Source organism: Paenibacillus sp. DMB5, from assembly GCF_001517085.1.
In the GTDB taxonomy this organism is placed as follows: domain Bacteria; phylum Bacillota; class Bacilli; order Paenibacillales; family Paenibacillaceae; genus Paenibacillus_AQ.
The window spans coordinates 43,279-50,003 of sequence record NZ_LRAC01000150.1; the positions used below are offsets into that span (position 1 = coordinate 43,279).

Annotated in this window: 7 protein-coding genes; 4 read left to right on the plus strand and 3 right to left on the minus strand. The window is 54.1% G+C overall.

Annotated features, from left to right (window positions below; all coding sequences use genetic code 11):
• Positions 1–4 precede the first annotated feature (4 nt).
• Both AWJ19_RS26995 and AWJ19_RS27000 read right to left on the minus strand, forming a co-directional pair.
• Positions 5–247 carry an NHLP leader peptide family RiPP precursor gene (locus AWJ19_RS26995; RefSeq protein WP_068720800.1) on the minus strand — a complete coding sequence of 81 codons (243 nt, stop codon included), beginning with the start codon at positions 245–247 and terminating at the stop codon, positions 5–7.
• A 68-nt stretch (positions 248–315) separates the two neighbouring features.
• Positions 316–1,293 carry a hypothetical protein gene (locus AWJ19_RS27000; RefSeq protein ID WP_068720634.1) on the minus strand — a complete coding sequence of 326 codons (978 nt, stop codon included), beginning with the start codon at positions 1,291–1,293 and terminating at the stop codon, positions 316–318.
• Positions 1,294–1,410: 117 nt separating this feature from the next.
• On the opposite strand from AWJ19_RS27000, the gene AWJ19_RS27005 reads away from it, so the two are divergent.
• On the plus strand, positions 1,411–1,734 hold the full coding sequence (locus AWJ19_RS27005; protein ID WP_068720636.1) for a hypothetical protein: 324 nt from the start codon (positions 1,411–1,413) through the stop codon (positions 1,732–1,734).
• 12 nt (positions 1,735–1,746) lie between these two features.
• Here the strand turns inward: AWJ19_RS27005 and AWJ19_RS27010 are convergent, their stop codons facing one another.
• Positions 1,747–3,687 (minus strand): family 20 glycosylhydrolase, encoded by a 1,941-nt coding sequence (locus AWJ19_RS27010; protein ID WP_068720638.1) that lies wholly within the window; start codon positions 3,685–3,687, stop codon positions 1,747–1,749.
• A gap of 82 nt (positions 3,688–3,769) precedes the next feature.
• Between AWJ19_RS27010 and AWJ19_RS27015 the strand changes: the two genes are divergently transcribed.
• The 3 genes from AWJ19_RS27015 (at position 3,770) to AWJ19_RS27025 (ending at position 6,412) form a co-directional block, all read left to right on the plus strand.
• Entirely contained in the window at positions 3,770–4,627 is an 858-nt protein-coding gene (locus tag AWJ19_RS27015; RefSeq protein ID WP_068720640.1) for an AraC family transcriptional regulator, read from the plus strand.
• A gap of 428 nt (positions 4,628–5,055) precedes the next feature.
• On the plus strand, positions 5,056–5,307 hold the full coding sequence (locus AWJ19_RS27020) for a hypothetical protein (RefSeq protein WP_068728307.1): 252 nt from the start codon (positions 5,056–5,058) through the stop codon (positions 5,305–5,307).
• Positions 5,308–5,431: 124 nt separating this feature from the next.
• Positions 5,432–6,412 carry a zinc-binding dehydrogenase gene (locus AWJ19_RS27025; protein WP_068728308.1) on the plus strand — a complete coding sequence of 327 codons (981 nt, stop codon included), beginning with the start codon at positions 5,432–5,434 and terminating at the stop codon, positions 6,410–6,412.
• Positions 6,413–6,725 lie beyond the last annotated feature (313 nt).

Sequence of the window (6,725 nt, forward strand, 5' to 3'; positions counted from 1 at the left end):
ATGCTTACCAGGAACCGAGGGTTGTGACATCCGTTTTCATAACACCGGAGGACGGATTTGGAGGAATAACCAGATAGAACTCATTGGAGCCTTCCTCGACCGTTTTGAGTGTAATATGATCAGGCAGATTGATACCTAGTGCTTCTCTGAGAGCTTCTTTCGGATCGGTAAGCAGCTTAGCTTTGAAACCCGGATCTTCCCATGCCTTCTGAATCACTTGATTCTTAAAAATCGCCTCTGACACAATAATCACCCTTCCCCGAAATGGTAATATTACCCCGTAAGCATACCATAGCATTTTATTTGAATCTATGACTATTTTTGGTTGTTATCCGAATTAATGGGGCGCGGATTTTCATTCATATGCCTGGAAATCCAGTACTGTAACCCGCCTTGCTGCAGAAGTGCCTTTTCCGCTTCAATCGCTGCGGCAATCTGCCGGAGGTTGCCCGCAAGCATCTGATGGAATGCAGTGAGTCCGTGAATGCGGAAAACGCCCGAGGTCAGCCGTTCATGGTTGGCTGCTGCCGTTGCTGCATACTCCATAAGTCCGCCGGATGTATAGATAAATGCCCTTACTTCGTCCGGAGTAAGAACGGCTCTGTCATCCTGCGGGTGCAGGCGGTGGCGGACCAGAGACAACAGGCAGTTATAGCTGCCATCAGCCAGATCCTCTTCCCAGTCCTCATAATCGTCGAGCATCTGCAGGGTGATCAGCACTTCCTGCACTGCTTCTTCTGCAGCGGCAATAGAGGACTCCTTGCCGGCGAGCAGCAGGGCGGCTATGGCAGACAGCTTTAGAGGGGCTGCTTTGCCGGCAATCCGGCTCCGGTCGTTAAAGTAATAATCTCCTCCGATTTCTCCGCTGACGCTGTCTGACCACTCGAAGAGATAACGTTTGAAATGCGTCCAGAAGGGCGATTCTGCAGGGAAGAGCGGACGGTAAAGCTCCAGAAACTCCGCATACAGCAGATTCGCAAGCGGCAGCAGTTCTGCTGCAGAGCTGCGCCGGTTGTCCATCAGATCATCCTGCAGGAAGAAGTAGAGCATCAGAAGAACATTGCCTGAGGACATACTATGCGTCTGCCCTGCATCAAGCCCGTATTCACTGCGGAGCCAGAACGGGAGGAGATAGCAGATATAATTCTTTTTGCTGCGGGCCTCAAAGACATCGAACTGTTCAAGATAGGCCAGCCCGCGGGAGTCCAGCGGCTCCGGAAATCCGGAAATGATCGCCTTGCATTCCTGAAATACCGCCCGGAGCTCCTGTTCATAATCGTTAAGCCAATCCATAGGTTTGTCCCCTGTCACTATAAGGATTGTATGTAAATCATTAGCTGTAGGTTAATCTGATTGTATGCCGCAATAACGTCTTTTTCAATTAGAACTTGAGAGGGGGAATGAAGCTGGATGGAATGGTATACATTCGGGCAAATGCTGATGCAGATCCGCCTCGGGCAGAAGGCAGTCACACCTGACGGACGCACCGTAATCCGCACTTCCGGCGGACTGGTCTGGCAGGAGGGCAGGCTCGCCGGTGCTGTGGTTGAAATCAGGGATTACCTGTTCTCCGACATCTGGACGATAACCCGGGATGAAGAAAGCGGGCTGGAGGCCGCGGACCGGGAGACGCATGAACGCAGGGAGCGTGAAATGCTGGTGAACCAGTATGAGGAAGCGCGGCAGATGTTTCTTGAGAGAAGGAAAGACCCGGCAGAAGAAGCCGGGCCTTAAGCGGTTCTGCTTTTATTCAGATTGGGCTGCCGGACGCTCCGGAAGCGACTGCAGCAGGTCCTCATATTCACCTCTAAGCCGCAGCAGCCGGCTGACACTCTGCTCCAGTCCGCCGGGGCGGTTGCGGCGGATCCATAGCCCGCGGTAATCGTGAAGCAGCAGGTCAAGATCCTTGATCAGCCTGCGGATAACGGCCGGATCAAGGACATCCGGCTCTCCGGCCAGCTGCAGCTTGATCCGGGCCAGCTGCACGGCATGCTTCAGGAAATGGATGCCGTTCGCCAGCTCCTGCAGGACAAGCCCGGCATCACTGCAGCCGGGTGACAGCTCCTCCAGGCGGTTCTCTATGCCAAAGATATAGGCTTCAAGCTGGTCAAGCTGGACCGGGCTGAGCTTCCGGGCAATGCCCATGTTATCCAGCCGGCTGCGCAGCAGCATCGACAGCTCGGAATCATTTGGCCTCAGGGCGCCGGATTCCAGCTTGTAATAATTGCCTAGATCAAGCAGCAGTTGCCCGGTCTTATCCGAGCGGTCCCGGAAGACTGAGCGGTTCAGGTATCCGGCCACATCGGCATCCAGGTTGTTCCGGACATTCCAGGCCAGCGCGGCCCCGTATACGTATCCGGCATAGCTGACCGGCAGATGCTGCCAATGGCCGAAATCGCCCCAGTCGGTAATGAGATAGCCGATTGCACCGTTATCCTTGCCATGAACAGCCGCACTGCGCAGATTGGCCAGCATATTGTCGGTGCGGCCGGTTACGGAATTCCAGGAGCTTGTTCCCGGGCAGACATAGAACGGAATCTGCGCCTCACGGAACTTCAGGGTATCTGCTTCGAACGGATGCTCCGCACTGTAGCCCCATTCCATGGCAATGATATCCTTCGGAAGCTGCGGAATCAGCTCGGGGTGCTGGATAATGATATCGCCCCAGAACTGCATTTTTTTGCCCCGGGCAGTGACAAGTTTATGAATTTCAAGCAGGAATGACAGGTACAGCCGGCCTTTGCCTGCTGAATCGGCCAGTGCTTTGCTTTTGCCAAGTCCCAGTTCATAGGTTTCATCGCAGCCGACATTGAAATGGTCTGAAGTGAAGTAGGGCAGGAGATCATCGTACATGGTTTCCAGCAGCTTCAGGACTTCGGGGTTTCCTGTGTGGAAGGTTCCCGGCTGCATGAACAGGCCGTCCGGATACAGGTCGTGGTCGTACATATTATCAGGCAGCATGAAGCCTTCCGGAATTTCTGCCAGACGGTTGAATTCCGGGCGGGTCAGCCAGTGTTCCATATGGCCGAAGCTGTTCTGGTTCGGTACGAGCTCAATATACCGCTCGCGGCAGTAGGCATCCAGCAGCAGAATTTCGTCACCGGTTATAGGCGTCTCCAGCTCCCAGACCTGCGGAAAGGATTCATAGGCAAAGGGAGAACCTTCTATATATAACTGCAGCTGATTGAGTTTAAGGTCGGCCATCAGATCAATAATCTTATACAGGGTTTCCATCTTGGGGATCTTGTTACGGCTAATATCGAGCATCAGGCCGCGGGCGGCAAAGTCCGGCTGATCGCGGATGAACAGGCAGGGCAATTCCCTGCCGCATTGTTCCAGAATCTGCTGAAGTGTTGCAACGGCGTAGTAAGCGCCTTCCGGTGTACTGTACGTTACGGTAATGCCGTCTGCTGCAATTGTGATCTCGTAACCTTGCGCAGGGAGCAGGGGATTGCAGCAGAAGCTGGCTGCGGGCCGGACAGATGAGCGGATGCCGGCTGACAGGGGCAGGCTGAGCTGAAGAATTCGGCCGATTGCCTCTTGAAGCCTGCGGGCAGCGGGCAGAATGTCCCGGTTTTGTGATGCAGGGAGAATGATGCAGCTCTTTAGCGGAATACGGAATAGCCCTTCAGACATTGTAAGGGTCTGCGGACCGGGCAAAAGCTGCAGATTACAGGTTTCAGGCATAGCTTATACACCTCTTGTTCATGTAGAATATGTTCACCTGCAATAACGATACCATTCGGCAATTAAGGGAGGAATAGAGGGTATGCCCAAGATCATGGATTATATGATCAGCCCGTATCCTGTCAGAATTATTGACCCCAAGCTGGATGCTTCCATGCTCCGGCTGACAGCCATCCGGATCGGGCAGGCCGGACATCTGCCCGGAAGAACGCTGTTCCGCAGCGGGGTAGTGTTCGGGCATTGGGCGCTGGTCTATATTGCAGCGGGCTCCGGCAGTATATCCGAGAACGGGGGGCCCACGCAGCAGGTACGCGCGGGAAGCCTGTTCTTCTTCCGGCCGGGCTGCAGCTACAGCTTTGGTCCGCCCCCCGGCGGGAGCTGGGATGAATATTACATCAACTTTATGGGAAGCCGGGCGGATGAGTGGCTGGAAGGCGGGCTCATAGCAGACGGAAGTGTCTTTCAGACCGGCAGTCCGGAGGAGCTGGTCCCTTTCTTTGAGGAGGTTTTGAGCCTGATGGACGGGGGCGTTCCCGCCGATGCCGACCGGGCAGCTCTGCGGCTGGAGTCCACGCTGCTGGAATGCTCCTGCCTGTTTCCTGATCATCCGCGGTTCCGCCGGCAGGGGATAATGACGGACATACGCGGCGATCTGGAAGCCTGCATATATGAGCAGCCTGATCTGCCGGGGATTGCTGCGAAGCACCATATCTCCATGTCCACCCTGCGCAGGCTGGTCCGCAGCAGCAGCGGCTATCCGCTGCATGAATACATGCACAGGCTGAAAATGGCGGAAGCAAAGCATCTGCTGCTTAATACATCGCTGCAGGTCAAGGAAATTTCCGGCATGCTGCATTACAGCGACCCGTTTTATTTTTCGAGGCTGTTCAAGAAATATATGGGGCTCTCCCCGCAGCTCTGCCGCAGCAATGTCCAGTAGCAGAATTTTGTCGGATTATGCGGATTTATGTTGACACTCATAAAAACAGGATGCTATTATTTTAGATGATATTAGCCCTTTTTTAGTGCTTTTTGACTATGCGTTTGCCGGAGATGAAACCATGAGAGAGTTTTATTGCATTGCTTGCCGTAGTCTCCATAAGGTTGATGTTCGTAATAATCATACTATTCGAGTTCTCTCCACCGGCTATCATATCGTTGGGGAGCAGCGCTATCAGATTTGTATTTGTAATAATAAACAGCCGCAGCCGTCCTAGACCCGGAATCTGTCAAGCCGAGCCGCCCTGAATGCCCGTAACCAATAATGTTTCTGTAACAGCCTGTCCGCTTTGCGGACAGGCTCTTTTGCTTGCCGCAGCTCCTGCTGTTTGGCGGAATACGGCCGGTTAAGCAAAATCAAGCGGCGGAATGAGCAAAATCAAGGGCAAAAATGCCCTTGATTCCGGCCCAGGCGCCGGAAAGAGCGAAATCAAAGGCAAAAATGCCCTTGAATCCGGCTCACTTGGCGGAATGAGCGAAATCAAAGGCAAAAATGCCCTTGATTCCGGCCGCCACGGCCATATACGCGAAATGAAGGGCAAAAATGCCCTTGCTCCGCCGGCCCTGGCCACGGCCCTAGATTCCTTGTCAGCCGGCAGCGCGACTCGCCTATGCCCCTAGCTGAACGCTCCTGTCAGCATACAGCATAGCCACACTCCCAGGCAGATCAGCCAGGCGACAGGATACCGGTGGAAATTTCTGATACAATAAATTCATTAGAATACCACCCGAGGAGGATACACAGATGAAAGCTCTGTTACTGCAGGAAAAAGGAAAATGGAATGAGATGAATGTTAGCGACATCAGCGCACCTGAGCCGGCAGCCGGCGAAGTGCTGGTAGAGGTGCATGCAGCCGGGCTTAACCCGGTGGACTATAAAACCGCAACCGGCGGCAACCCTAACTGGAATTACCCGCATGTGCTGGGGCTTGATGTTGCCGGAATCATCGCGGCGGTGGGTGAAGGTGTGGAGCAATGGAAGACCGGCGATCGTGTCTTGTATCACGGAGACCTTACCCGGACGGGCGGGTTCGCGGAATTTGCCCTGGCCAAGGCCAGCACCCTCTCGCGGATACCGGATACAGTGGCTTTTGAGGATGCTGCTGCCCTCCCGACAGCCGGTTATACGGCTTACCAGGCAGTGCACGGAAAGCTGCCGCTTACGCAGCTGAACACACTGCTGATCCACGGCGGCGCGGGAGGCGTCGGCGGATTTGCCGTGCAATTGGCGAAGCTGGCCGGCAAGCGGGTTATTTCCACCGCATCGCGGCATAACCATGAGTATGTGATGAGCCTGGGAGCGGACCATGTCATTGACTACCGCGAGGCAGATGTAGCCGCCGAGGTGCTCCGCCTGACAGACGGCAGAGGTGTGGATGCGGTAATTGATTCGATCAGCAGACAGAGCGCAACCCAGGGGCTGGAGCTGATTTCCTTTTTCGGGCATGTAGTACATATTGCCGGTGCGCCGGACTATGCGTCGGTGAAGCCGTTCACCAAAGCTTTTTCCGTCCATGAGGTTGCGCTTGGCGCTGCACATCAGTCCGGTGATCCGGAGGCGCTGCGGCAATTGTCCGTAATCGGAGACGAGATGCTCGCGCTGCTCGCTGCAGGTGAAATCTCCTCACTGCTGGAGGAGGTCATCCCTCTGGAGGAGGTTCCGGCAGCCTTGGTGCGCCTGTCAGAGCGGCATATCCGGGGCAAGATCGTAGCAAAGCTGAAATAAGGTGGTAAGCATACGGTAACTTAAACTTTCTTTAAAGTCACAGCTATCCTTGCGGGAAAACATCTCAGGTCTACGTGAATTTGGTTGTTGTTGTATCTGAACTAGTAAAAGCTGCTATCAGTAAACTAATTGGAAAAACGTCACTTAATATCGCCGAAATTCCCCCTAATCCGGCTAGTGGGCAGAAATAGATGACGTTTTTCAACTAAAAGACGTAACTATCGGAAAATGCCCAAACTAAATGGCAAAAATCCAACTAGTTGTAATGAACAGCACCAGCACCAGCACCAGCACCAGCACCAGCACCAGCACC

What these genes read in the sequence shown, in the direction of transcription:
- AWJ19_RS27000 (WP_068720634.1), bottom strand. Translation starts at nt 1,293, where the DNA reads ATGGATTGGCTTAACGATTATGAACAGGAGCTCCGGGCGGTATTTCAG.
- AWJ19_RS27005 (WP_068720636.1), top strand. Translation starts at nt 1,411, where the DNA reads ATGGAATGGTATACATTCGGGCAAATGCTGATGCAGATCCGCCTCGGG.
- AWJ19_RS27010 (WP_068720638.1), bottom strand. Translation starts at nt 3,687, where the DNA reads ATGCCTGAAACCTGTAATCTGCAGCTTTTGCCCGGTCCGCAGACCCTT.
- AWJ19_RS27015 (WP_068720640.1), top strand. Translation starts at nt 3,770, where the DNA reads ATGCCCAAGATCATGGATTATATGATCAGCCCGTATCCTGTCAGAATT.
- AWJ19_RS27020 (WP_068728307.1), top strand. Translation starts at nt 5,056, where the DNA reads ATGAGCAAAATCAAGGGCAAAAATGCCCTTGATTCCGGCCCAGGCGCC.
- AWJ19_RS27025 (WP_068728308.1), top strand. Translation starts at nt 5,432, where the DNA reads ATGAAAGCTCTGTTACTGCAGGAAAAAGGAAAATGGAATGAGATGAAT.